The 24,596-nt window shown below is 52.7% G+C and carries 19 protein-coding genes; 18 read left to right on the forward strand and 1 reads right to left on the reverse strand.

Going from position 1 to position 24,596, the window contains the following annotated elements:
* Positions 1-31 precede the first annotated feature (31 nt).
* From psiE to R70331_RS13015, 18 genes are all read left to right on the forward strand, one after another.
* The gene (gene psiE, locus R70331_RS12935; protein ID WP_042176041.1) at positions 32-439 is read left to right on the forward strand and encodes a phosphate-starvation-inducible protein PsiE; all 408 of its coding nucleotides are present in this window, start codon (positions 32-34) and stop codon (positions 437-439) included.
* Between the two features lie 100 nt (positions 440-539).
* Positions 540-1,898, forward strand: coding sequence for an extracellular solute-binding protein (locus tag R70331_RS12940; protein ID WP_042176042.1), 1,359 nt, complete (start codon positions 540-542; stop codon positions 1,896-1,898).
* Positions 1,899-2,013: 115 nt separating this feature from the next.
* On the forward strand, positions 2,014-2,967 hold the full coding sequence (locus R70331_RS12945) for a carbohydrate ABC transporter permease (protein WP_042176045.1): 954 nt from the start codon (positions 2,014-2,016) through the stop codon (positions 2,965-2,967).
* The gene (locus R70331_RS12950; protein ID WP_042176047.1) at positions 2,964-3,827 is read left to right on the forward strand and encodes a carbohydrate ABC transporter permease; all 864 of its coding nucleotides are present in this window, start codon (positions 2,964-2,966) and stop codon (positions 3,825-3,827) included. The genes R70331_RS12945 and R70331_RS12950 overlap by 4 nt, the downstream gene beginning before the upstream one ends.
* 153 nt (positions 3,828-3,980) lie before the next feature.
* Positions 3,981-5,705, forward strand: coding sequence for a sensor histidine kinase (locus R70331_RS12955; protein WP_042176050.1), 1,725 nt, complete (start codon positions 3,981-3,983; stop codon positions 5,703-5,705).
* Positions 5,706-5,740: 35 nt separating this feature from the next.
* Positions 5,741-7,087 (forward strand): ABC transporter substrate-binding protein, encoded by a 1,347-nt coding sequence (locus tag R70331_RS12960; protein WP_042176053.1) that lies wholly within the window; start codon positions 5,741-5,743, stop codon positions 7,085-7,087.
* An 18-nt stretch (positions 7,088-7,105) separates the two neighbouring features.
* Positions 7,106-8,710 (forward strand): response regulator, encoded by a 1,605-nt coding sequence (locus R70331_RS12965; protein WP_042176056.1) that lies wholly within the window; start codon positions 7,106-7,108, stop codon positions 8,708-8,710.
* Between the two features lie 220 nt (positions 8,711-8,930).
* Positions 8,931-9,998 (forward strand): Delta(5) desaturase DesA, encoded by a 1,068-nt coding sequence (locus R70331_RS12970; RefSeq protein WP_042176059.1) that lies wholly within the window; start codon positions 8,931-8,933, stop codon positions 9,996-9,998.
* 132 nt (positions 9,999-10,130) lie between these two features.
* On the forward strand, positions 10,131-11,264 hold the full coding sequence (locus tag R70331_RS12975) for a sensor histidine kinase (RefSeq protein ID WP_042176061.1): 1,134 nt from the start codon (positions 10,131-10,133) through the stop codon (positions 11,262-11,264).
* 2 nt (positions 11,265-11,266) lie between these two features.
* Entirely contained in the window at positions 11,267-11,869 is a 603-nt protein-coding gene (locus R70331_RS12980; RefSeq protein ID WP_042176064.1) for a response regulator transcription factor, read from the forward strand.
* 290 nt (positions 11,870-12,159) lie between these two features.
* Positions 12,160-13,596 carry an SWIM zinc finger family protein gene (locus R70331_RS12985; protein WP_042176067.1) on the forward strand — a complete coding sequence of 479 codons (1,437 nt, stop codon included), beginning with the start codon at positions 12,160-12,162 and terminating at the stop codon, positions 13,594-13,596.
* Between the two features lie 57 nt (positions 13,597-13,653).
* Positions 13,654-15,504 (forward strand): hypothetical protein, encoded by a 1,851-nt coding sequence (locus R70331_RS12990; protein ID WP_042176069.1) that lies wholly within the window; start codon positions 13,654-13,656, stop codon positions 15,502-15,504.
* A 70-nt stretch (positions 15,505-15,574) separates the two neighbouring features.
* Positions 15,575-16,678 carry an AAA family ATPase gene (locus tag R70331_RS12995; RefSeq protein ID WP_042176072.1) on the forward strand — a complete coding sequence of 368 codons (1,104 nt, stop codon included), beginning with the start codon at positions 15,575-15,577 and terminating at the stop codon, positions 16,676-16,678.
* Positions 16,675-19,020 (forward strand): DUF5682 family protein, encoded by a 2,346-nt coding sequence (locus R70331_RS13000; protein WP_042176074.1) that lies wholly within the window; start codon positions 16,675-16,677, stop codon positions 19,018-19,020. The genes R70331_RS12995 and R70331_RS13000 overlap by 4 nt, the downstream gene beginning before the upstream one ends.
* Positions 19,021-20,235 (forward strand): VWA domain-containing protein, encoded by a 1,215-nt coding sequence (locus R70331_RS13005; protein ID WP_042176075.1) that lies wholly within the window; start codon positions 19,021-19,023, stop codon positions 20,233-20,235.
* A 153-nt stretch (positions 20,236-20,388) separates the two neighbouring features.
* A complete protein-coding gene (asd, locus tag R70331_RS13010; protein ID WP_042176077.1) occupies positions 20,389-21,474 on the forward strand; it encodes an aspartate-semialdehyde dehydrogenase in 1,086 nt (361 codons plus the stop codon).
* A gap of 124 nt (positions 21,475-21,598) precedes the next feature.
* On the forward strand, positions 21,599-21,772 hold the full coding sequence (locus R70331_RS31075) for a DUF3934 family protein (RefSeq protein ID WP_081947600.1): 174 nt from the start codon (positions 21,599-21,601) through the stop codon (positions 21,770-21,772).
* Positions 21,773-21,905: 133 nt separating this feature from the next.
* Entirely contained in the window at positions 21,906-22,601 is a 696-nt protein-coding gene (locus R70331_RS13015) for a pseudouridine synthase (protein WP_042182608.1), read from the forward strand.
* Between the two features lie 88 nt (positions 22,602-22,689).
* On the opposite strand, the gene R70331_RS13020 is transcribed toward R70331_RS13015, so the two are convergent.
* The gene (locus R70331_RS13020) at positions 22,690-24,540 is read right to left on the reverse strand and encodes an ABC transporter ATP-binding protein (RefSeq protein WP_042176079.1); all 1,851 of its coding nucleotides are present in this window, start codon (positions 24,538-24,540) and stop codon (positions 22,690-22,692) included.
* Between the last annotated feature and the right edge of the window lie 56 nt (positions 24,541-24,596).

The following is a 24,596-nucleotide window of genomic DNA, read 5'->3' on the forward strand; positions in this document are numbered from 1 at the left end:
AGGGCAAATATATGGAGAGGACTGAAGCAGAATGAAACTGGATAACAAATTTGTGTATGTACCGCTGGTTCTGCAGTGGGTCCTGAATTGCTCTCTGATTGTGCTGGCGCTGATCCTGACTGTTTTTTTGGGTAAGGAAACGCTGGAAATTTTTCATTTTATTAATGATGACGGGGCTTTATCGAAGCTGGAGCTGCTGGAGGGCATTCTGGTCTACTTCATGTACTTTGAGTTTATAGCGCTGATTATTAAATATTTTGAGGCGAAATATCATTTTCCGCTTCGTTATTTCATCTATATAGGCATTACCGCAATTACCCGCCTGATTATTATTGATCATGAGAGTCCTATGGATACACTGCTCTATTCAGGGGCCATTCTTGTCCTTGTAATCACCCTGTTTATTGCCAACTCCAATCAAATGAAACGGGAATCGTAAATATTTCCACCTTAAATCGGAAGTTTGCCTCCTCACCAAAAGGTTTCTCCTACGGTACACTAAGTCTTGTAAGAGAAACCTTTGAGAGGGGTACAGAGGAATGAAAAAAGCAAAGCACCTGGCGTTGACACTTGCGTCCATTATGCTCGTAGGATCACTGGCAGCATGCGGAGGCAATAACAATGCCGGAAACAACGGCGGCAAAGAAAATGCGGGTAACAACGCATCAAGCACAAATACGCCTGCTGCAGAAGAAACCTCGAAACCGGCAGAAAAAGTTGAACTATCCTTTTGGACACTGGGTAACGTCAACTATGAAGAGCTGGCGAATGAGTATACCAAGGAGCATCCGAACGTAACGATTAAAATTCAGAACACCGGTGACCAGACAGCGCACCATAATAACCTGACTACTGCACTGTCGGCAGGCTCCGGCGCTCCGGACATTTTCCAACTTGAAATCGGTTTCATGGAGCGCTTCATCAGTGCCCAGGACAAATTCTATAACCTGAACGATCTCGGTGCCAAAGATATTCAGGCTAATTATCTGGATTGGAAATGGAAGCAGGCTTCTTCAATCGACGGCAGCTTCCAGCTGGGACTTCCGACGGATATCGGGCCGACTGTAGTCTACTACCGCACAGACCTGGCTGAAGCAGCCGGACTGCCAAGCGATCCGGAAGGCTTCAGTGCAGCAATCGATACATGGGACAAATTTGCAGCTGTAGCCAAGGCCTACAAGGACAAGACGGGCAAATACTTCTCCGACTTGACAGACCTGACCTACAACGCACTGCGCGACCAGTCTGCGGATGAAATCTACTTCAGCAAGGCTGACGGCAAATTCATCGGCGATACCAACCCGCAGGTGAAGAAGGCCTATGATTTCACCGTAAAAGGTATCCAGGAGGGCTGGATCAGCAACTATCTGCTGTGGTCTCCTGAGTGGGGTCAAGGCATGAGCGACGGTTCGTTCGCCGTTGTAATGGGTCCTGCATGGATGGCTGGTAATATCAAGAGCAATGCGCCGGATTCAGCCGGTAAATGGAAAATTGCACAGCTTCCTGAAGGCGCCGGCAACTGGGGCGGTTCCTTTATCTCCCTGCCTAAGGAAGGCAAGCATCCGCAAGAAGCCTATGATTTCATCCAATGGATGGTTAACAAAGATAATCAGCTTGAATCGTTCAAGACAAAAGGTCTGATGCCTTCGATTCCTGCACTGTATGAAGATCCTGCATTCGTAGATTTCAAGGATGATTTCTTCGCCGGACAGCAGACAGCTGTAGAATTCGGTAAAGCGGCTAACCGCGTTAAACCGGTGTACTACGGACCGCTGCATGACCAGACTGACACCTTCTTCAAGAATGCGCTCAAGAACGTAATCGAGAAGAAAGCGGACCCTGCAAAAGAGTGGGATGACGCCGTTAAACAGGCAAAGACACTGGCAGACCGCAGCTAGGCGAAAACGCCAAGCGTGATATGAACCGGACATCCGGATTCCTGGAGGGCAGGCAGCCCCCGGGAATCCGGATTCTTCGGAAATGGAGCTTTCTTAATTATCCTGGAGGTGTGACATGGCAGAACCCGTAATTACGAGTCCGCATGCCGAGAGCAAACGCCCTTTTTTAACTGAACAAAGACGGAGCCGGATTACGGCCTATACCTTTATCTCACCGTTCTTTATTCTGTTCTCGATATTCGGACTATACCCGATCTTTTTTACCTTCTATTTATCCTTCTTTAAATGGGACGCACTCAATCCGATGAAATTTGTCGGCTTCAAAAACTATGATCTGGTCACCAGTGACCCGACCTTCTGGATTTCCTTCAGCAATACGCTCATTATGGGCCTCATGGGAACTGTCCCGCAGGTGATGCTGGCATTGCTGCTGGCTGTACTGCTGCATTCGGGGATGACCAAATTCAAAAAAACGTTCCGTATTCTTTACTTCATGCCGAATATTACGTCCATAGTGGCCGTTACGCTTGTATTCAGTACCTTGTTCGGTAATAACGGAATGATCAACTGGATGCTGAACGGTCTGGGGCTTGAGAATGTCGCCTTCAACTCCGGCTGGTGGGGAGTCAAAATTGCTATCTCAACAATGGTAATGTGGCGCTGGACAGGGTATAACGCGATCATCTTCCTGTCCGGTCTGCAAAGTATTCCGATGGATCTGTATGAATCAGCGCGTATTGACGGTGCCAACCGCAGACAGCAGCTGTTCTCCATTACACTGCCGCTGCTCAAGCCGTTCATTATCTTTGTATCCCTGCAGTCGACGATTGGTGCCCTGCAGCTGTTTACAGAACCATATGTATTCCTGGGTCAGGCCGGAACCGGCTCTACTCGCCAGGAAGGAATCACAATGGTTACCTATCTGTACAGTGAAGCCTTCCGCAACGGATTCTTCGGTACAGCAGCGGCAACGGCGGTTATGCTGTTCCTCGTAACCATTCTGTTCTCCATCCTTAATATGCTGATTTCAAGAGGTTCAGGCGGAGCGACTGGAGGCAAAAAAGCATGAGTACACTGCGTATATTCAGAAAAAAACCGGATGATCTCGGATTTTTCGGCAAGCTTGGTTTCTATTTCCTGCTTATTCTCGGGGCACTGGTCTCGGTCTTCCCGTTCTACTGGATGTTTGTAGTTGGAACCAACGATAAAGGCGCAGTATTCCATGTACCTCCACTGCTGACCGTAGGTGACCAATTCTTCATCAATTTCAAGCGGGTTTTGGAAAAATCAGACTTTTTCCAGGCGCTCGGCAACTCATTGTTCGTCTCTTCCATGGTAACGGTGTCGGTCGTATTCTTCTGTACATTGGCCGGGTATGCGTTTGCCAAGTACGAATTTCCGTTTAAAAACGCACTGTTTGTGTTCGTTATCGCTACCCTTATTGTTCCTCAGCAGCTGGGTGTACTGCCAACCTATGTCATTATGGCCAAGCTGCACTGGATCGACAGCTACAAGGCGCTGATTGTACCGGCGATGGTCAACGCATTCGGCATCTTCTGGATGCGCCAATACATTTCCTCGGCAGTGCCGACCGAGCTGATCGAAGCCGGACGGATTGACGGCGGCGGACATTTCCGGATTTTCTGGAATATTGCCGTGCCGGTCATTACACCGGCAATGGCAACTCTGGGTATTCTTAACTTCATGACGGTATGGAATGACTTCTTCTGGCCGCTCGTCGTGCTGAAGAACAAAGAGCATTACACGATTCAGATTGCGCTGCAGCAGCTCTTTACAACCCGTGATGGTCTTGACTACGGCATGATCATGTCCGCGACCTTTACTGCGACGCTGCCGCTGCTGATTGTATTCCTGCTGTTCAGCCGCTGGGTTATTGCCGGCTTGACCTCAGGCGCAATCAAGAGCTAATCCTGTTTTACAAAAACTGCAAACAGGAAACAGGAACCAGGAACCTGCGTGAAGAATAGTAGATGAGGCAGGAACGGCAGCCCCCTTACCTTGAAAGGAAGGCATCCGTTTCTGCCGAGTTCTGCCAAGACAACAGGGGGAAGGTAGACGGCAATGAAGCTTAGACGCAAAATCCTGTTCGCTATTATTCTTCTCGTATTCATTCCCGTAATCGTAATGGGGATCGTTACGTATGTTAACTTTTCAAAAACAATGGAGAAGAAATCGAGCAGCTTCTACTGGATTTCATTACTTGAGACTGACCGCAAGCTAAAATTCGCGCTCAGTGAAATATCGTCCATCACCAATTCGGCCATTACGCAGCCTGCTATCCAGCAGTCGCTGAAGCAGCCGAATTTTGTGCTGACCTATGACCGGAAGCAGGAGATTAACAACCTGCTGATCAATCATCCGATGATTACCTCTTTCAGCCTGTACGGCAAGGACCGGCTGCTGTACCAGTACAATGCACCGATGTCTTTTGCCGATATGCGGAGGCAGGTATGGTACGGGGCGATGGAGAATGCCGAAGGCCGTCCTGTCTGGTCGGGGCCTGGTGAGAATGGCTCAGAGACTTCCGGAAATCCTGTACTGGTCCAGGCCAGGGTCGTCAAGGACTACTACTCGCTTGAGGATATCGGCTATCTGGTTGTTTATGTCAAGCCGGATCTGCTGGACCAGATTTTCTGGGAGGCGGCAACGCTGAAGAAGGGCGACATTCTGCTGGTCAACAAGCAGGGGAATATAGTCTTTAACAAATCCGGGGAGCATATCGGACAGCGGACAGAGTTTCCTTTTTTGGAGGCGGACTATACCCAGAGCCAGGATTATTATATTGACAACTATCAGGGGGAGAAATCACTTATTACTTTCCTGCCTTCACATAATACAGACTGGTATCTGGCGGCGATCACCCCGATGAATCTGATCTCCTCCGAGTCGGATTCCATTCGTAATCTGGCCATTATTCTGGGAACGGTTTCACTCATGTCTGCTTTTTTATTTGACCGCTATTTCATCAGGCGGCTGGTGCGCAGCATCAACAGTGCGGTCAACGGAATGAAGAGGGTCAAGCAGGGGATTTTTATGCCGATTACGACGCCGCTGCGTTCAGACGATGAAAGCGACCTGTTGATTGACGGCTTTAACCGGATGAGTGCACAGATCAGTGAACTGATCCAGCAGGTACAAACCGAGCAGGGACGCAAGAAGGAAGCGGAAATGCAGGCACTGATGGCTCAGATTAACCCGCATTTTATCTATAACTCGCTCGAATCAATCAACTCAATGGCTGTGCTGGCCGGCAACCGTGATATCAGCAAAATGGTCATCTCACTCGGCAAGCTGCTGCGCATCAGCATCAGCCAGAATCAGGAGCTGATTCCGCTGCAGATGGAGCTTGAGCATGTCCGGCATTATCTGGACATCCAGAAATTCCGGTTTGAGGATAAATTCAGCTACCGCATTGACCTGCCGGATACACTCAGACACGTGATGACCCAGAAGCTGATCGTCCAGCCGATTGTTGAGAATGCGCTCTATCATGCCATTGAACAGATGGAGGAGCATGGTGAGATCACAATCAGTGCACAGCACAGCGGCAAGGATATTATCATTATTGTAAAGGATAACGGCCCCGGCTTTGACCTTTCTACAATGATGAGCCTGTGGGACACCGAACACAGCAACCCCAAAAAATACGCGGACAGCGGCGTCGGGCTGCGGAACGTGCATGAGCGCCTGCATATCCGCTTCGGCAATCCTTACGGCATTGTGGTCTGTTCCTCACCGGGATTCGGTTCAACGATCGGGATCCGGATTCCGACTATACAGCCATGAAGCGACTAAACGGGATGAAAGCGGGGAGTAATGCTGTGAGATGGTTAACCAAATGGGGCTGGATTCTGCTCTATATAGCACTGATGGCCGGAGCGGTATTGTTTATTTCGTTCGGCAATAAGGAGCCGATTGAAGATAATTCTCCCGAGAAAATCACGCTGACCTTCCGCCATTTCTGGCAGAAGGAGCATGACCGGCCGCTGCTGGCGATCTTTGAGGAGGTCGTTAAGGAATACCAGCAGGATCACCCGAATGTAAAGGTGAATTTTGAAGGGCTGGACCAGACCATTCACCGTGAGCAGAAGTTAAAAAGCGAGATGGTCACCGGTACCCCGCCTGATATGTTCGTGCTCTTCGGCGGTGCAGAGATTGAGCCTTACGTGAGATCTAACCGTCTGATGGACCTGACCGGCTTCGTACAGGAGAACGGGCTGAGCAACCAGTTCAGCGACCTGCATCTGTGGACCTTTGACCAGCATGTTTACGGTCTGCCGATCGAAGGAAATGCCGAGCCGCTGTATTACAATAAAACGCTATTCAAGAAGCTCGGCATCAAGCCGCCTGAAACGGTTGGAGAGCTGGATAAAGCGATCCGTCAGCTGAAGGCAGCGGGAATAACCCCGTTTGCGCTTGGCAATGAGGACCGCTGGCCGGCCGGAATCTTCGCCCATTATCTGATGGACCGCTATGCCGGACCGGAGCTGATTCAGAAGCTGGTTGCGGGCAAAGACGGTGCGACCTTTGTTAACAATAAATATCTTGAGGCGTTCAACCATCTGGAGCAGTGGATCAGCGAGGAGGCATTCAGCACAGCCTCAAATGATACTTCACCGGAAAATGCGGTGCGCATGTTCACCGGCGGCGAGGCCGGGATGTATCTGAACGGAAACTGGGATATCAACCTGTTCACCGGGGAAACGGCTCCGTCAGGGTTTCAGAACGAGGTCGGGGTTATTCCGTTCCCGCCGCTGGTTAAAGGTGCTGAGCCTTCCATCGCAGGCGGTTATACCATCGGAATCGGCTTGTCTTCAAGCCTTACCGGGGCCAAGCGGGAAGCGGCACTGGAGCTGATGAAGGCTTTTTACACGAAGGAAATCCAGACGCGGATTGTATATGAGGGTCTGAGAATACCCTCCATGCGGATTGATTTTGATCCGGAGACAACCGGTCCGGTTTTTGCTCAGGTGATGAACATCATGGATAAGGAGCGCCAGAGCTTCGTGCCTTATGACAATCTGCTGTCACCGGAAGTGAAGAAGACCTTTCTCAGTGTGATCGAAGAGATGATCGACGGCGGCCTGTCGGCGGAAGACGCGCTGAAGCAGCTGCAGTCCGCGTCTGAGCAGTACTGGGATCTTATACAGAGCTCGGCTGTACAATAAATCTGGGAGGTGCGGACTGTGGGGGCACGGCAAGAACAATACAAAGTACTGCTTGTAGATGATGAGCCGATTATTCTGCGAAGCTTAAAGGTGGCTATTCCCTGGGAGGAGCTGGGGCTGAGTATCGCCGGTGAAGCCCGTAACGGGGAGGTCGCGCTGCGGCTGATTGAAGAGTCGGCTCCGCAGATCGTCATCAGCGACATAAGAATGCCGGTGATTGACGGGATAGCTCTAATGAAGGAAGTGCTTCCGCGCAATCCAAAGCTGCTGTTCATCTTTATCAGCGGGTATGGGGAATTTGAATATGCGCGTGATGCGCTGAGGCTTGGCGCCTTTGATTACCTGCTCAAGCCGATAGACCATGACGAGCTGACGGAAATGCTGACAAGGGCACGGGTCAAGCTGGACCGCCAGAAGGAGAATGAGCAGCTGATGCATTCGGTGCAGATGCTGTCCATGCTCGCGCGGGAGAGAATGTTTACCGAGTTCACACTCGGGAATCCGCGGCCGCTGCAGCATCTGAAGTGGCTGGAGAACAGCGAGCTGGAGCGTGAGTATTTCATGGCTGTGGTCCGGCTGGACGATTACGCGGCGCTCACGTCTAAATGGAGCCCTGAGGAGAAGCATTTGTGGCTGTTTGCAATCCGCAACATTTTAGAAGAATGGTCACTGGAGAACGGGGCATTATCGATCTTTCCTTTCTATAACGGAGAGTGGGTGCTGCTCTTTCCCGGAAATCTCAGCACAGTCAGGAAGGAGCTCGGTGAGCGGCTGGTCGCGGATATCAAGCGCTATTCCAAGCTGCACTGCTCGGTTGGGATCAGCCGGAGCACCCATGGAATTGATCAGCTGAGCACCATTTATCCGCTTGCCGCTAAAGCGCTGTACCGCCGTTTTTATACCGGTGAGGCGGGCGTGTTCATTGAGGAGGATACGCCGGACAGCAGCGGGCGGGAGGTTCAGTATCCTAAAGAGCTGGAGCTGTCCCTTATCGAAAGTATCCGTACTTTGAATCTGGAGCGGATGCTGCTGCTGTTCGATGAGATGGCCTGCTTCATTGAAAGCCAGTCGCTGCCGAAGGAGCTGGCCCAGCGGGTGATCATTGAACTTGTAGTGGTTTTGTACAGACAATTCGAGCAGCTGAATCTGCAGGCAGAATGGTCACTAGAGGCGCTTCTAGGCAAGCTGCAGGGACAGAGTACGCTGGGCGCAGTCATTAATGTGCTGAAGCAGGACTTCCGGAACTGGATGCTGGAAGGCAGCAGGCAGGCGGCGCGTGATGACGGCCGCAGTGTGGTCGACAAGGCCAGACGGTACATTGAGGACAACTACCATAAGGATCTGAGCATTGAGGAGGTTGCGGAGGTTGCGGATCTGAGCATCAGCCATTTCTGTACCTTGTTCAAGCAGATGTCCGGCTACACTTTCCTGGAGTTTGTAACGCACTGCCGGATGGAGAAAGCAAAAGATATCCTGCAGAACAGCAGCGTCAAGGTCTATCAGGTAGCACCGCTTGTGGGCTATCAGGACCCGAAATATTTTACCCAGGTATTCAAGAAGGCCACAGGCAAGACGCCGACGGAATACCGTGAAGAGGGAATGAGGCTGGAGGGTGAAGGCTGAGTATGGCCTTGAGAAGGTTGGTTATTTAGCGGAGTACGCATTTACACGAGCCGCAGTTAACGGGATGGATGCCCGGCAGCTGCGGTTTTTTGTGCTGATGTATGATAAATGTCATACCTGTTCCTTGATGTTTATGTCTTACAGCCATGACACTCCTGTTACTATAATAAAGGTAAATAAATGTAACCGTGAGCCTGCACCTACAAGGAGGAACCGACAGATGTCCAAGAGCAGCACTTCATCCCAGCTCTCCAGCCTGAAGAAAAGCGTGGCCCCGTTTGAGAAAAATGACCGTAATACAAGTATAAAGCAGCTTGTGAATACGCTGGGTCCCCTTTTCCTGTTATGGGCGGCAGCCTATTTCAGCTTATCCGTATCATACTGGCTTACATTGCTGTTTGCCGTACCGGCAGCGGGGTTTGTCATCCGGACCTTTATCATTTTTCATGACTGCTGTCACGGCTCGTTCTTCCGGAACCGCAAAGCCAACGATATTCTCGGAACAATCACCGGTGTACTGACCCTTGTGCCTTACCGCCAGTGGAAAAGAAGCCACTCGATCCACCACGCCGGCAGCAGCAACCTCGACAAACGGGGGATCGGCGACATCTGGATTATGACAGTCGATGAATACATTGCGGCTAAGCCGCTGCAGCGCCTCTGGTACCGGATCTACCGCAATCCGCTGGTTATGTTCGGCGCAGGTCCGATTGCCGTGTTCCTGATTCAATACCGCTTTAACGTAAAGAGCGCAAGACGCCAGGAGCGGATGAACACGTATCTGACGAATGTGCTGCTCGTAGCGCTATATTCGGGGATGATCTGGGCTGTCGGCTGGCAGGCATTTCTGCTGGTACAGCTGCCGATAGTGTTCGTCTCAGGTTTTCTGGGCATCTGGCTGTTCTATGTGCAGCATCAGTTCGAGGATACTTTCTTTGAGCATGAAGAAGAGTGGAGCTATGTTATGGCAGCCGTTGAAGGAAGCTCCTATTACAAGCTGCCTAAGCTGCTGCAGTGGATCACCGGTAATATAGGCTTTCACCATGTGCACCATCTGGCACCCAAAGTGCCTAACTATAATCTGGAGCTGGCCCATAATGCCACGCCGCCGCTGCAGAAAGCAACGACGATTACAATCGGCACAAGCCTGAAGGCGCTCCGTTTCCGTCTGTGGGATGAGGAGAATAAAGGCTTTGTCAGCTTTAGAGAGATTAAAGACCGTCTGCGGCAGCCGTTGCCTGCTGTGGAAGGGCTGAAGATACAGAAAACCGGACTGCAGGCCGAATAGCAGGCTTCCGGAGGAATGACCAGGAGAGGAAGCAGACACGCTAGAATGGCGGCGGGTGCGCTTCTTCTCTTTTTTTGCCGCGGATTATGCTAAAATGGGGGTACAAACTTGTTGGCAAAAAGGATGGCGGATATGCAGAAGTGGCATCATATTTTTCATAAAAGCACGGGTCTGAGCCCTTATGTATGGGTTGTGTTCTATATTCTCCCGTTCTACTCGATCTTCCGGATGTCCTCGGTGGACCGGTGGGTATACGGCATTGTTATGATTATTTTATTTTTTGCCTGTTATGTGCTTGCCTTCAAATCACGGGGCTGGCTGGTCTACTTCTGGACGAGTGTGCAGATTATAGTCTCAATCACGATGACGCTGATGTTTGGTTATATGTACTTTGCACTGTTCCTGGCTTTTTTTATCGGAAATATACAGAGCCGGGCCGGATTCTTCACCATGTATACGATTCATCTGCTGACGACGATTGTGGCAATCAATTACGAGCTGATTACGCGCAATCCCGTGTTTCTGTCGCAGCTGCCCTTTGTCCTGGTCAGTATCATTGCAGTAGTACTGCTGCCGGCTACAACGTACAACCGTAACAATCAGGATAAGCTGCAGGGACAGCTGGAGGATGCCAATAAACGTATCTCTGAGCTGGTTATTATGGAGGAGCGTCAGCGGATCTCGCGGGATCTGCATGATACACTCGGTCAAAAGCTGTCTCTGATCGGGCTTAAGAGCGACCTGGCCGGTAAGCTGATCAACAAAAACCCGGCGCAGGCAATTGTCGAAATTAAAGATGTCAGTCAGACCGCCAGAAGCGCGCTCAAAGAGGTCCGGGAGATGATTACTCAGATGAGAGGCATCCGGCTGGAGGATGAGCTGGTGCGGATCAGGCAGTTTTTGCAAGCGGCTGAGATTGAATTTGAGCTGGAAGGCTGCCCGAAGCTGGAAAACACTTCATTAATTACAGAAAATGTGCTCAGCATGTGCATAAAAGAAGCGGTTACGAATGTAGTGAAGCACAGCGGAGCTTCAAAGTGTCTCATTCAGATCGAACCTTCCCGTACGGATCTGTCCATAAAGATATCTGATAACGGCGCAGGCACCAGCTCTGCTAACCAGAACAACAAAGGTCATGGTATACAGGGTATGAGGGAGCGTCTGGAATTCGTCAATGGATGTATGGAAATCACACATAACGGGGGAACAACGATTACCATTAAAGTTCCGACAGTAATCCGTCAAATGGAAATGGAGGCGAAATAAAGATGATTCATATCGTGATAGCCGAGGACCAGCGTATGCTGCTCGGTGCACTGGCTTCGCTGCTGGACCTTGAGGAGGATATGAAGGTGGTGGGCCGGGCCGGTAACGGTGAGGAAGCGGTCAAGCTGGTGCAGCAGCACAAGCCGCATATCTGCATCATGGACATAGAAATGCCGGCAATGACTGGCCTTGAGGCGGCGGAAGCGCTGAAGGGCTCCGGATGTAAGATCATGATTCTGACCACCTTTGCCCGGGCCGGTTATTTTGAGCGTGCTGTAAAAGCCGGCGTTGATGCCTATCTGCTGAAGGACAGCCCCAGCGAGGAGCTAGCCCTCTCGATCCGCAGTGTTATGGCCGGCAGGCGGATTTATGCCCCCGAGCTGATGGATGAGGCTTACAGCAGTGAAGCCAATCCCCTGACCCAGCGGGAGAAGGAAGTGCTCGGCCTGATTGCGGACGGCAAAAATACAAAGGAAATCGCCAGCCAGCTCTATATTACGACGGGGACCGTGCGCAACTACATTTCAGTAATCCTGGATAAGCTGGATGTCGGCAACCGGATTGAGGCGATTACACGCTTTAAGGAAAAGGGCTGGTTTAAATAAATGCTCCAGGCAGGATTGTGCTGGCAGAAGACAGGCGCTTTAGAGGGAGGGACTGTATAGGTCCGTCCTATTTTTTTTGGGCAGAACTGTGCGGATAGCTGCTTTACATAGTTCCTATTGCCCAATTTTTCCATAACAGGTCCAGTTAGATTGGAAGCACAGCTTATTTTTGCTAAGATAAATGCAAACATGTGATCCTATTGCGGGATTTTGGGTAATAGAGGTTAAATGTCTTTTTCTGCAATTCTGCGTGCTTCTTATTTCAGTATACAAGTCGGGAGGAATCTGATTTGCCTGAACTCACATCATCCTATGTCGATTCGTTAGCACCGAACACCGCCGCCATCAAGAACGGCCAGGGACTGGTGCGCAAAAAGAGCTTCATCCAGCTGCACATTACCGAGAACGGGGAGCTGCTGTTCGGCCAATGTGCGGGAAGCGGAAAGACCCCGTATGAATGTTCTGCGGATTTTGTTGCCCCGGATAGTCCCGTCTTCCGCTGCTCCTGTCCCAGCCGCCAGTTTCCCTGCAAGCATGCCCTGGGGCTGCTGTACGCTTATGTAGAAGGCCAGACCTTCACAGTTGCGCCTGTACCGGAGGACATCGCAGCCAAACGGGAGAAGGCTGAGAAACGTGAAGAGAACAAGGTGAAACAGGCTGCCGAAGGCAGTACGGCCAAACCTAAGAAGGTAAATAAAGCTGCACTTAAGAAAAAAATCACCGCCCAGCTGGAAGGGCTTGATCTGCTGGAGAAGCTGGTGCTCTCCCTCATCCGCGGCGGTTTGTCGGTTATTGATGCCAAGACGCTGAAGACAGTGCAGGAGCATGTGAAGCAGCTTGGGAACTATTATCTGTCCGGTGCCCAGATTGAGCTCCGCCGTTTCGCGCTGCAGCTCGGCAAAGGAGAAGACCGGGAACAGGGTTATACATATGCGGTCCAGCAGCTGACCCGGCTGCATGCTTTTATCAAGAAAGGCCGCAGCTACCTCACTGCCAGAAGTGAAGATCCGGAGCTTGCACTGGATCATGAATCAACAATAGATGAATGGCTGGGCCATGCCTGGCAGCTGACCGAGCTTAAGGATTACGGGCTGACAGCAGACAATACGGAGCTGCTTCAATTGTCTTTCTACAGCTATGACGATCAGGCCCGCCAGGAATTTGTTGATCTGGGATACTGGCTGGAGCTGTCATCGGGAGCGGTTCATAAGACGTTGCAGTACCGTCCTTACAAGGCCGCTAAGTTAATGCGTGAAGAGGACAGCTTCTTTGATGTGGCCCGTGTACCGCTGCTATACAAATATCCCGGAGAGTTGAATGCCCGGGTCAGATATGAGGAAATGTCACCCAGACCGGCCACTGCAGATGATCTGACGCAGGTTCATGCCTACGCACACCGGTCGTTTGCCGATGCAGTCAAGCTGGTCAAAAATCAGCTGAAGAATCCGCTGGGTGACAAGCAGCCTATACTGCTGCTTCATGCGGCAAGTATCGGAGTGAACGATCAGGGAGAGTATGTCCTTACAGATGAATCCGGTGTTCAGCTGGTGCTGGAGGATATTGCCTCCCTGTCACAGGGAACGGTTGCACTGCTGCCTTTCCTTCCGCCGGTCTGCTTTGGAGAGTGCTCCCTGCTGGTCATGTTTGAACATGAAATGGACCGGGGCAGGCTTGCAGCCCAGCCGCTTAGCATCATCCATGCTGAAGGCATTACACGTCTGCTGTAATCAACAGGATATCTGAAACATAACCTTTGCATCATATCATCGGTAGGGGGACCGCGCATGAGTACAGCATTATTGCAAGAGCTTCATCAGGAGGTCAGAAGACTATACATTGCCGGAAGTGATCTGGCTGCGGAGGATTTCCGCCTGAAACGGCTGCTGCCGCAGTTCGAGCAGCTCGGTGAGCGGGCTGCTGTGTTCAAAAAACTGGGAGAAGGCGTTGCCGCCTTAATCCGCCCGTCTGCTGCCGGAGATGCTCTGCCTGCAGTGAAGCTTCAGGATTTAACCCTGCTGCTGGAATCCGTGCTGTATACCCAAGGCAGCACCGCGCCCTCAGGAGGTGCACCTGTTCAGCTGCAGGGCAGCTCTTTCGGGCTGGAGACAAAGATCTCTTCGAGAAAGATTGCCGGAGTCCGCGTGGCATTGACGACAACCGGAAGCGGCAGATATGAGACGGTGCTTGAAGCATTCAAGGACGGTGTATTCCAGGATTTGCGGCTGCTTCCGCTGGCTGTCCTGGCCCTGAACGATCCTTATGCGGAGCTTGCCGACTACGCTATGAGAAAGATTCTGCCGGCCTACGGCCCTGCAGCAGCAGAATACCTCATCAGGAATTTTAATCCGGCCGGGGGCAAGAGTGAGGTCCGCAAGCTGCACGTTATCGGTGATGTTGGGCGGCCTGAGCTGCTGGAGACAGTATATAACGCTGCTGTAGACGGAAGCGATGAGGTGCGGGTTGCAGCTATTGCCGTGCTGGGCAGCCATGAGGAATATACAGCTTCGCTGCTGGAGTGGACGGCTGATAAGAAGAAGCCGATCCGCGAAGCGGCTTATGCAGCATTGGCAGCCGGCGGCTCAGTTGAGGGGCAGGAGCGGCTTTATGAGGCCTTTTTCAGCAAAAAAGACCGGCCGCTGGCGGCGGATGCGCTGGCGCAGTGGCCTTCGGCTCCGCTTGCTGAGCGCCTGGCTGTGCGCTTCATGGAGGAGCTTCGTGAAGCGGCTGCCGGTGACAGCAACGATAAGAACAAAAATGATGCACTTTACAGCAGTATCGAACCTTATCTAAGAGCGCTTGCTGATGCACGTAATCCGCAGCTTGATGAAATATACCGTTTTGTTATTGAAGGATACGAACGGTTTACAGCTCTTGGCTGGCTTCAGCTGACAGACCGGGCAGCCCGGTATCAGGAAACGGGGGCAACGGAGGAGGGACTGGAGCTGCTCCGGAAGCTGGATAAGCGGAGTATCCGCTATCTGCCATACTACTTCCGTACAGCGCAGGAGCTGCTGAGTGCCAAGGAGCTTTACAATGAGTTCGGCGGAACGCTGCTCAATAAGCTGAAGGTACAGCTGACGGCCAAGGAATCTGCGCAGCGTCTGCGTGTCATTCTAGATACATTGAAGGAGCAGATCCTAAATGCGGAGAGAGTTTTATACGAGGTGTCATGGGGTTATGCAACTGACCGCCAGCAATATGTGTGGGAGATGCAGTCTGCCGACGTAATTGCCGCCAGTTGGGATACCCGCTGGCTGGATTGGCTGATTGAACAGGATGCGATGGAGCTGGTATGTGCTTTTGCCCGTCCCGGTCACACCGGTGTGCAGAATTATCTGTTGGGTAAGCTTGATGAGCAGGGCAAGCAGCGGAAGGACTATGATTTTGTATCCAATCTGTTCAAAGGCCTGGAACGTTCCGGGATGCCTGAAGCAAAGCGGCATGAGCATCTTATAGTTTTATTAGAACAGCAAAAAATTTATAATCCGTACACATTCCATTTAAATTTATTCAAGCTGATGCTGGACTTCCCGGCAAGCTATGCGGATCGGATCGATGCCATTCTGCCTAAATACCGCTACGAGTGCAGGACGCAGCTGGAGTATCTGGTGAGCCATCTGCGCAGCAGGCAGTAATCCGGGGCGGGTCAAAGAATCTAGTGGGTATATAGCATGATTAATGAGATTGCACAAAGGAGAGGTGTACATGTCAACGGGACAAGAGCAGCTTCAGGATTACATGAGGCTGCCGGCGGAGGTATTGTATCGGGAGGAGCTTGAGGCGCTGCGCAAGGAGGATACCGGGAAAATTCCGGCCGGCTGGCAGATGTCGCCGCGTGCCGTTCTGACCTTTATCGCCGGAGGGAAGGCCGGCAAGAAAGTAATCACTCCCAAGTACATCGGCAATACACGGCTGATCGAGATGGCTGTAGCGACACTGGTGACGGACCGGGCTTTGCTGCTGATCGGCGAGCCGGGTACCGCGAAATCCTGGCTGTCCGAGAATCTGGCAGCGGCTATTTACGGCAATTCCGGCCTTGTGGTTCAGGGGACAGCCGGTACGAGTGAGGAGCATGTGCGTTATTCCTGGAACTACGCGATGCTGCTTGCCAACGGGCCGACGCCGGAGGCACTGGTCAAGAGTCCGATCATGCGGGCGATGGAGGATGGCGGAATAGCGCGTTTCGAGGAGATTTCACGCTGCGCTTCTGAGGTGCAGGATGCGCTAATCTCTATTTTGTCCGAGAAGACGATCTCTGTACCGGAGCTGGGCAAGGAAGCAGGTGCGCGCAAAGGCTTCTCCATCATCGCCACGGCAAATACAAGAGACCGCGGGGTCAATGAAATGTCTGCCGCCCTAAAGCGCCGCTTCAACATCATTGTGCTGCCGGCACCGTCGGATATCGAGACCGAGCTCTCCATTGTGAAAAAACGGGTTGCCGAGATTGCTTCCTCATATGAGCTGCAGGCTGCGGTTCCGGCAGATGATGCGCTGCTGAAGGTAGTCACTATTTTCCGGGAGCTGCGCAGCGGCATGACACTCGACAAGAAGGAGAAGGTGAAGACTCCGGCCGGGGTCATCTCCACAGCTGAAGCCATTTCACTGCTTACGAACAGTATGGCGCTGGCGGCAAGCTTCGGCACCGGTGAGCTGACTGACGGAGATCTGGCTGCCGGGCTTCAGGGAGCCATTGTAAAGGATGACGATAAGGACAAGCTGGTCTGGAGGGAATATCTCGATAACGTTATGAAGAAAAAGGGGACGGAGTGGCGCGGTTTGTATCAGGCCTGCAAGGAGATGAACGAGTGAACGCGCCGGCCGCAGCCGGAGTACGCATATTCGGGGTGCGCCATCTGTCCCCCGGCGGAGCCCGTCATCTGCTGGACTATCTCGATGAGCACCGCCCGACGGCAGTGCTGATTGAAGGTCCAAGTGATGCATCGGGCGAGATCCCCCACCTGACCAAAGGGAAGGCCAGGCCGCCGGTGGCGATACTGGCGTTTACCGATCAGCTGCCCGTACGTACTGTTCTCTGGCCGTTTGCCGTCTATTCCCCTGAATTTCAGGCAATGAAATGGTCTAAGGATCATGGGGCAGCGGTTTCCTTTATTGATCTGCCTTCCTCGGTCACACTCGGATTACAGGATGTCATGAACCGCGGCAAAGCTGGCGGACCGGCAGCGGTGCCTGAAACCGGGCTTCAGGATGAGCCTGATTCTGCGGAGCTTATGGATGAAGAATCTATCTACAGCCGGATCGCCCGGGCTGCCGGCGAACATGATTATGATATGTACTGGGAGCGCAACTACGAGCATAATACCAGCACAGGAGCCTATCAGGCGGCTATTCTTGCTTTTTCCTCGCAGATGCGTGAGCTGGGTGAAGACAAGGAGTTGAGGGAACAGCCATCGGAATACGCTTATAATGCGCTGCGGGAAGCCTATATGAGGCGCCAGATCCTTAAGGCTATTGCGGACGGGCATGAGCCGGACAGAATTGTTGTGGTCTGCGGAGCCTATCATGCGTCAGCCCTCGCTGCGCCGCTTGCGCCGATGAGTGACGATGAGCTTGCCGCGCTGCCTTCGCGCAGTACAAAGCTGACCCTGATGCCATATTCCTATTACAAGCTATCCACCATGTCCGGCTATGGTGCAGGGAATGCCGCGCCGCATTACTTCCAGATGATGTGGGAGGCTATGTCGGCCGGTAAGCCTGAGGAGCTGCCGCACCGTTACCTGGCGGCGGTGGCAGGCCATGTGCGCAGCGGCGGAACATACCGCTCAACAGCTGAAGTGATTGAAGCCGTCAGGCTGGCAGAATCGCTGGCAGCGCTGCACGGCGGGAGCGCACCGACGCTGCGTGACCTGCGTGATGCAGCCCAGACGCTGCTCGGCCATGGTGATCTGGCGGCAATCGCTGAACCGCTGGCCCGGGTCGATGTCGGGACCGCTATCGGTTACCTGCCGGAGGGGGTGAGCCAGACCCCGATTCAGGATGACCTGAACCGGCTGCTCAAGCAATACAAGCTGGAGAAGTATAAGACGGCTGTTGCAACCGATCTGCAGCTTGACCTGCGTGAGAACCGCAGAGTATCAAGCACTGAGGCGGCCTTTCTGGATCTTAACCGCTCTGTGCTGTTCCACCGCCTGAGTCTGCTTGGCATTGCTTTTGCCCAGAGCCGCCCGAGCGGCCAAAGCAGCGCAACCTGGGCAGAGCATTGGGTGATCCGCTGGTCACCGGAGATCGAGATCCAAGTGGTTGAATCCACGCTTCTCGGCGAGACAGTCGAGGTGGCGGCAGCCTATGTACTGCGTGAGAAGCTGCAGGAATGCAAGTCGATTGCTGACGCTTCAGTGCTGATCCGGATCGCCTGTGAATGTGCAATGACCGCCCAGATGGAGGAAGGCACCCGGGTGCTGCAGAATCTGGCGGCACTCAGCCGGGATGTGGCTGGCATGGCAGCAGCAGCCCGCGAGCTGTCCTTAATCATAAGCTTCGGTGATATCCGCAAGGTTGACACGGCACCGCTGATTCCGCTGCTGGAGGAGCTGTTCCGCAGGGGCTGCCTGTTCCTGCTGGATGCCAGCGGCTGCAACGACGAAGCAGCAAATGCTATGCTCACAGCAATGAATGAGCTCAACGTAATTTCACTTGAGCACAGCGGCAATCTGGATGACGGACTGTGGCTGCAGGAGCTGCAGCAGCTTGCCGAACGAGATGACCGCAATCCGCGCCTGTCCGGTTATGCCTGTGCCATTCTGCTGGAGCGCGGCACGATCTCTTCCGCAGAGCTTGCAGCCGAAGTATCGCGGCGCCTGTCACCCGGCATTCCCGCAGATCTTGGTGCCGGCTGGTTCGAAGGCCTGTCGATGCGCGGGCATTACGGTCTGCTGTCTCGGATGAGCCTGTGGGAGCAGCTGAATGATTATATCAATGCACTGGATGACGAACAATTTAAGCGGGCACTGGTCTTTCTCCGCAGGGCGTTCGGCACATTCTCGCCGCGTGAGAAGACGATGATCTCCGAGCTGCTTGGCGAGCTGTGGGGTGTGAACAGCGAGCAGGCGGCTGAGGTGCTTACCGGTGAGCTGAAGGAGGAGGAGTCCAAAATGCTGGATGAGCTGAATGATTTTGACTTCGGTGATTTTTAGATGACAAATGAACATAAGCAGGAGAATACGCTGTCCCGCTGGCGGCTGATTCTCGGCCAGGAGGCGGATGCCGCGCTGTCCGGGTACGGGGAAGGCGGGCAGCTGCCGCTGACGGAAGAAGAGCAGGTAATGGACGCAGCACTGGCGGCTATATATGATGATACCACTCCCGGAGGAGCTCCAGGTACAGCACACGGCAGCAACAAGGGCAGAGGCGCCGGCACCGGGCATGCTGCCTTGAACCTGTCCAAATGGCTGGGAGATGTACGAAATTTTTTCCCGGAGGATGTTGTGTCCATCATTCAGAGTGATGCAATGGAACGCAGAGGCTGGAAGCAGCTGCTGTTCGAGCCCGAGCTGCTGGCTGCGGTCAAGCCGGATATCCAGCTGGTAGGTACGCTGCTCTCGCTGAAGGGCAAGATCCCGGAGAAAACCAAGGATACGGCAAGACTGCTGGTCAAGGCGCTGGTCGATGATCTGGTCAAGCTGCTGGAGACGGACATCCGGCGCGCGGTTACGGGTGCGCTGAACAAGCGGCAGCACTCGCCGCTTCCTTCACTCAGCGGGCTGGACTGGAAGCTGACGATCCAGCGCAACCTCAAGCATTATGATCAGGAGCGGCGGATTATTATTCCGGAGAGGTTTTATTATTTTGACCGGGCCCGCCGCAGCAAGGAGTGGACCGTCATCGTTGATATTGACCAGAGCGGCTCGATGGCGGATTCCGTAATATGGGCATCGGTGATCGGGTCGATCTTTGCCAGTATTCCTGCACTGAATACCAGGGTAGTTGTCTTTGACACTGAGGTGGTCGATCTGACTGAGCAATGTGCCAATGATCCGGTTGATATGCTGTTTGGTATCCAGCTTGGCGGCGGCACGGATATTAACAAGTCGGTGAAATACTGCGAGCAATTTATTGAGGAGCCGAAGAAGACGCTCTTTATCCTAGTCTCCGACCTCTACGAGAACGGGAATCAGTCTGCACTCGTCCGGCGGATGCGGGAGCTCCGGGAGGCCGGGGTCCGCACAATGACCTTGCTGGCCTTATCCGATTCCGGCAAGCCCTTCTATGATGAGCGTCTGGCGCGGCAGCTGTCCCGGGACGGCACCCCTTGCTTCTCCTGCACCCCGGCGCTGCTGCCGGCACTGGTTGAAGGGGCGCTGAAGGGCCAGGATCTTGGGGAACTGGCAAAGCGGCTGGGAACTAACTAACGGATAGCCGAAGCCGCGGCTGTAATGGGATATTTTATCAAATCCGACACATACTTTTCATTCACATATTGTGTAAGCTGCGTATATCATTTATAATCGGTTATTAAAAAGCCACCTAACAATAGGAGCAGCTTGAAAGGAAATGAATCCCTTATGGCAAGTAAATTAAGAGCGGGTATCGTTGGCGGTACCGGTATGGTCGGTCAGCGTTTTATTGCACTCCTTGAGAATCATCCATGGTTTCAGGTAACAGTCATTGCGGCAAGCCGGAATTCGGCCGGCAAAACGTATGAGGAATCGGTAAAAGGCAGATGGAAGCTGACTACCCCTATGCCGGATGCAGTAAAGGGCATTATGGTCCAGGATGCCGCCAATGTGGATGAAGTGGCTGCAGATGTCGATCTGATCTTCTGTGCTGTTGATATGAAAAAAGAAGAAATCAAGGCGCTGGAGGAGGCTTATGCCAAGACCGGCACGCCTGTTATTTCCAATAACTCGGCACACCGCTGGACGCCGGACGTTCCGATGGTTATTCCTGAGATCAACCCGGAGCATCTGGCTGTGATCGCCCAGCAGCGCAAACGCCTGGGTACAGAAACGGGCTTCATTGCGGTTAAGCCGAACTGCTCGATCCAGAGCTTTATGCCGGCGCTGAATGCCCTGAGTGAGTTCAAGCCATCCAAAGTGGTAGTAACAACATATCAGGCTATATCCGGAGCAGGTAAAACCTTTACCGACTGGCCGGAAATGCTGGACAACGTCATTCCGTACATCGGCGGCGAGGAAGAGAAGAGCGAGCAGGAGCCGCTGCGGATCTGGGGCCAGGTGACAGAGGAAGGTATCGTCAAAAGCGAGCAGCCTGTCATCACCAGCCAGTGTATCCGCGTGCCGGTAGCTGACGGCCATATGGCTGCGGTGTTTGCTTCCTTTGAGCAGAAGCCTTCCAAGGAAGAAATCCTGGAGCGCTGGAACAGCTTCAAGGGACGCCCGCAGGAGCTGGAGCTGCCAAGCGCACCGAAGCAGTTCATAACCTATTTTGAAGAAGAGAACCGTCCTCAGACCAAGCTTGACCGCGACATTGAGAACGGCATGGGCGTATCCGCAGGCAGACTGCGTGAAGATGCGCTGTATGATTACAAATTTGTCAGCCTGTCACACAACACGGTCCGCGGCGCTGCCGGCGGTGCTGTGCTGATTGCAGAGCTGCTGAAGGCTGAAGGCTATATCCAGCCGAAATAATATCGTTCTGTGCAGCCCGCCGGACCTCATCCGGCGGGCTGTTTGCGTATTGACCTGACAGGCCATGCTTAATAATGGTAAGATAGATAGGATTAGTACGAAAACTTAGTATAGACGGAGTGATATTGTGGCAAAAAGTAAAGGCGGCGGCACAGGCAGAGGAACAGGCAGTAAAGGCTGGACCCGCTGGAACAAAACAGCAAAGCCGGTGAAGCCGAAAAGTGGAGCAGCAGGCGGCCCGGGGCCGAAAGGCGCTGTGAAAGGGAGCACTACTGCCAAAAAGGGCGGCAGCCATTAGCCAGGCCCATCGTTTATAGATGAATGCAGCATCTGATTTGTACAAACGGTTACCGCCTTCTCTGAAGGACGGCTAGCCGTTTCTACTTGACTGAAATCAGATGTTTTTATTTTCCGGCGGAAGGGACCTGGAGATGAGAATTGATAAATACATGAGCATGACCGGCCTTTATCCGCGGCGTGAGACTGCCAGGCTGCTGGCAGCCGGCCGAATTACAGTGAACGGTGAGGTCTGCGGTAAACATACGGTTGTGGAGGCGGAGGATCTGGTGGCTGTTGACGGCAACCCGGTCAGCCTGAGCGGGCAGGAAAAGGTCTATCTGGCCCTGAACAAGCCGGTTGGCATTACCTGTACAGCTGCGCCGGGGGTAGAAGGCAACATTATAGATTACATAAACTATCCTTCCCGCATCTTTGCTGTAGGACGGCTGGACAAGCATTCGGAGGGTCTGATTCTGCTCACTAACGACGGAGATATCGTTAATAAGATGATGCGTTCTGAAAATCAGCATGATAAGGAATATCAAGTAACCGTGGACAAGCCGGTGACCGGAGCATTCCTGGAGGCCATGTCCGCCGGTGTCCCCATTCTCGGTACCGTCACCAAACCTTGCGTTACCTATCCGATCGCAGACCGGCAGTTCGGTATCATACTCACACAGGGGCTTAACCTGCAGATCCGCCGGATGTGCAAGGAGCTGGGCCAAAGAGTGCTCCGGCTTGAGCGGACGCGGATTATGAATATTACCCTGGACGGCCTGGAGCGGGGAGCTTGGCGTCATCTGAGCGAACAGGAGCTGGAGACGCTGATGCAGTCCCTGAACGGATGACATCCGGGAGGGCTCTTTAGCGCATTATATAAAATCCGTATCTGGCCGTTACAGCGGCAGGATACGGATTTTTTTATACATATACTGTTTAATCGGCGACAGGAGAGTCAGAGAACAATTTAGGCTCAAACTGCTTGTCGTACAGAGCTTTATACACCCCGTTATATTGCAGGAGCTTGTCATGCGTACCTTTTTCAACGATCGTTCCATCCTTAACCACCAGAATCTGATCGGCAGCAATAATTGTAGACAGCCTGTGCGCAATGATAATCCCGGTTTTGTTCGCCAAAAGGGAGTGCATCGCCTGCTGAATATAGTATTCAGAGACGGTATCGAGGGAAGAGGTTGCTTCATCCATAATAATGATTGGCGGATTCTTCAATAGCACCCGGGCAATCGAAATCCGCTGCTGCTCCCCGCCTGACAGCTTGATCCCGCGGTTGCCGACGATGGTCTCATATTGCTCCGGCAGCCCCATAATAAAATCATGGATATAGGCGGAACGGCAGGCTTCAATCATCTCGGCTTCAGCGGCACCGGGACGGGCGTACAGCAGATTGTCCCGGATTGTACCGTTGAACAGGTAAGTGTCCTGGGTAACCAGTCCAATCTGGGAGCGCAGCGACTCCAGTGTGAATTCGCGTATGCTTGTGCCGCCGATGCTAATCGTGCCTGAATCTGTCTCATAGAGCCGCGGAAGCAGACTGGTAATGGTGGTTTTGCCGGCTCCGCTTGGTCCGACCAGGGCAGTCACTGTACCGGCATCTGCAGTAAAGCTGATCCCGCGCAGCGCGGGCTTATCCGGCTGATAGGAGAAATAGACATTGCCAAACAGGATGCTGTTTCCGGCTGCACTGACCGGCCTTGCATCAGGCTGATCTGTAATAACCGGCTCCATATCAAAATAATCAAAAATCCGCTCAAACAGCGCTACCGACCGCTTGATGTCCACATACAAATTAGTCATCTGCATTACAGGACCGTAGAGTCTGCCAAGGAGTGCGACGAAGGTGATGATGATACCGATAGACAGCTCCCCTTGGATAAAAAGAATCCCGCCGTACAGGTAGATCAGCATCGGGCCGATGCTTGTAAAGGTGGAGAGGAACATAATGAACCAGCGGCCGGCCATGGATTCGCGGATTTGCAGGCCTGTGGCTTCCGCATTAATCGCGGAGAAGCTTTTATATTCGGCAGACTCTCTCGTAAAAAGCTTCATCAGAAGATAGCCGCTGACGCTCATTGTCTCCTGGATGATCCGGTTCTGCTCCGACACCTTTTCCTGCGTCTGCTTCGCGAGCTTCCAGCGGACATTGCCCATTTTGCGGGTAGGCACGATAAACAGCGGCACGACAAGAATGCCAAGCAGAGCCAGCTTCCAGTTCATAATGAACAGCGCAGCTGCAGTGGACACAAGAATAAACAGGTTGCTCGCAAAATTGACAATCGTGTTGTTGAATACGCTCTGCACGCCGGTGATGTCACTGGTCATTCTCGTAATGACCTCTCCCTGCTTCACTTCCGAGAAAAATTGCAGCGGCATCCGCTGAAGGTGGCGGTACATCTGGTTTTTCATATCATGCACAATATTTAAGGAGATAAAAGAATTCAAATAATTCTGCAGTACGCCCAGCAGGCCGGAAATAACCGTTGTGCCAAGCGAGGCCAGTACGAGCAGAATAAGCAGCCGCAGGTTTTTATCCGGCAGCGCCTGGTCGATAATCTGCTGGATCAGAATCGGGGGCAGCAGTCCCAGCACTGCAGATACGCCCAGTACAAGCATCACAATGAGCGTCTGCTTCCAATAGGAGATAAAATATTTGCTGATCCGCAGCAGCAGTGTCCGGGATAGCTCCGGCCTGCCCCCGGCCTCATCGAATTTAAACCTTCCGTGTCCCGGTCCTCCGCCGAACCCGCCGGAACTGAAATCTCTAGCCATTAATGCTCACCAGCTTTGCTTGAATTTAATAGAGTGGTCCCGGGTAATTTTACACC

This window comes from Paenibacillus sp. FSL R7-0331 (assembly GCF_000758645.1).
Taxonomy (GTDB): domain Bacteria; phylum Bacillota; class Bacilli; order Paenibacillales; family Paenibacillaceae; genus Paenibacillus_AQ; species Paenibacillus_AQ camerounensis.

Excerpts from the sequence above, each read along its gene's own strand:
- R70331_RS12955 (WP_042176050.1), top strand. The coding sequence starts at position 3,981 with ATGAAGCTTAGACGCAAAATCCTGTTCGCTATTATTCTTCTCGTATTC.
- R70331_RS13020 (WP_042176079.1), bottom strand. The coding sequence starts at position 24,540 with ATGGCTAGAGATTTCAGTTCCGGCGGGTTCGGCGGAGGACCGGGACAC.
- R70331_RS12945 (WP_042176045.1), top strand. The coding sequence starts at position 2,014 with ATGGCAGAACCCGTAATTACGAGTCCGCATGCCGAGAGCAAACGCCCT.
- R70331_RS12990 (WP_042176069.1), top strand. The coding sequence starts at position 13,654 with ATGAGTACAGCATTATTGCAAGAGCTTCATCAGGAGGTCAGAAGACTA.
- asd (WP_042176077.1), top strand. The coding sequence starts at position 20,389 with ATGGCAAGTAAATTAAGAGCGGGTATCGTTGGCGGTACCGGTATGGTC.
- R70331_RS12940 (WP_042176042.1), top strand. The coding sequence starts at position 540 with ATGAAAAAAGCAAAGCACCTGGCGTTGACACTTGCGTCCATTATGCTC.
- R70331_RS12950 (WP_042176047.1), top strand. The coding sequence starts at position 2,964 with ATGAGTACACTGCGTATATTCAGAAAAAAACCGGATGATCTCGGATTT.
- R70331_RS12970 (WP_042176059.1), top strand. The coding sequence starts at position 8,931 with ATGTCCAAGAGCAGCACTTCATCCCAGCTCTCCAGCCTGAAGAAAAGC.
- R70331_RS13015 (WP_042182608.1), top strand. The coding sequence starts at position 21,906 with ATGAGAATTGATAAATACATGAGCATGACCGGCCTTTATCCGCGGCGT.
- R70331_RS12980 (WP_042176064.1), top strand. The coding sequence starts at position 11,267 with ATGATTCATATCGTGATAGCCGAGGACCAGCGTATGCTGCTCGGTGCA.
- R70331_RS12995 (WP_042176072.1), top strand. The coding sequence starts at position 15,575 with ATGTCAACGGGACAAGAGCAGCTTCAGGATTACATGAGGCTGCCGGCG.
- psiE (WP_042176041.1), top strand. The coding sequence starts at position 32 with ATGAAACTGGATAACAAATTTGTGTATGTACCGCTGGTTCTGCAGTGG.
- R70331_RS13005 (WP_042176075.1), top strand. The coding sequence starts at position 19,021 with ATGACAAATGAACATAAGCAGGAGAATACGCTGTCCCGCTGGCGGCTG.
- R70331_RS12975 (WP_042176061.1), top strand. The coding sequence starts at position 10,131 with ATGCAGAAGTGGCATCATATTTTTCATAAAAGCACGGGTCTGAGCCCT.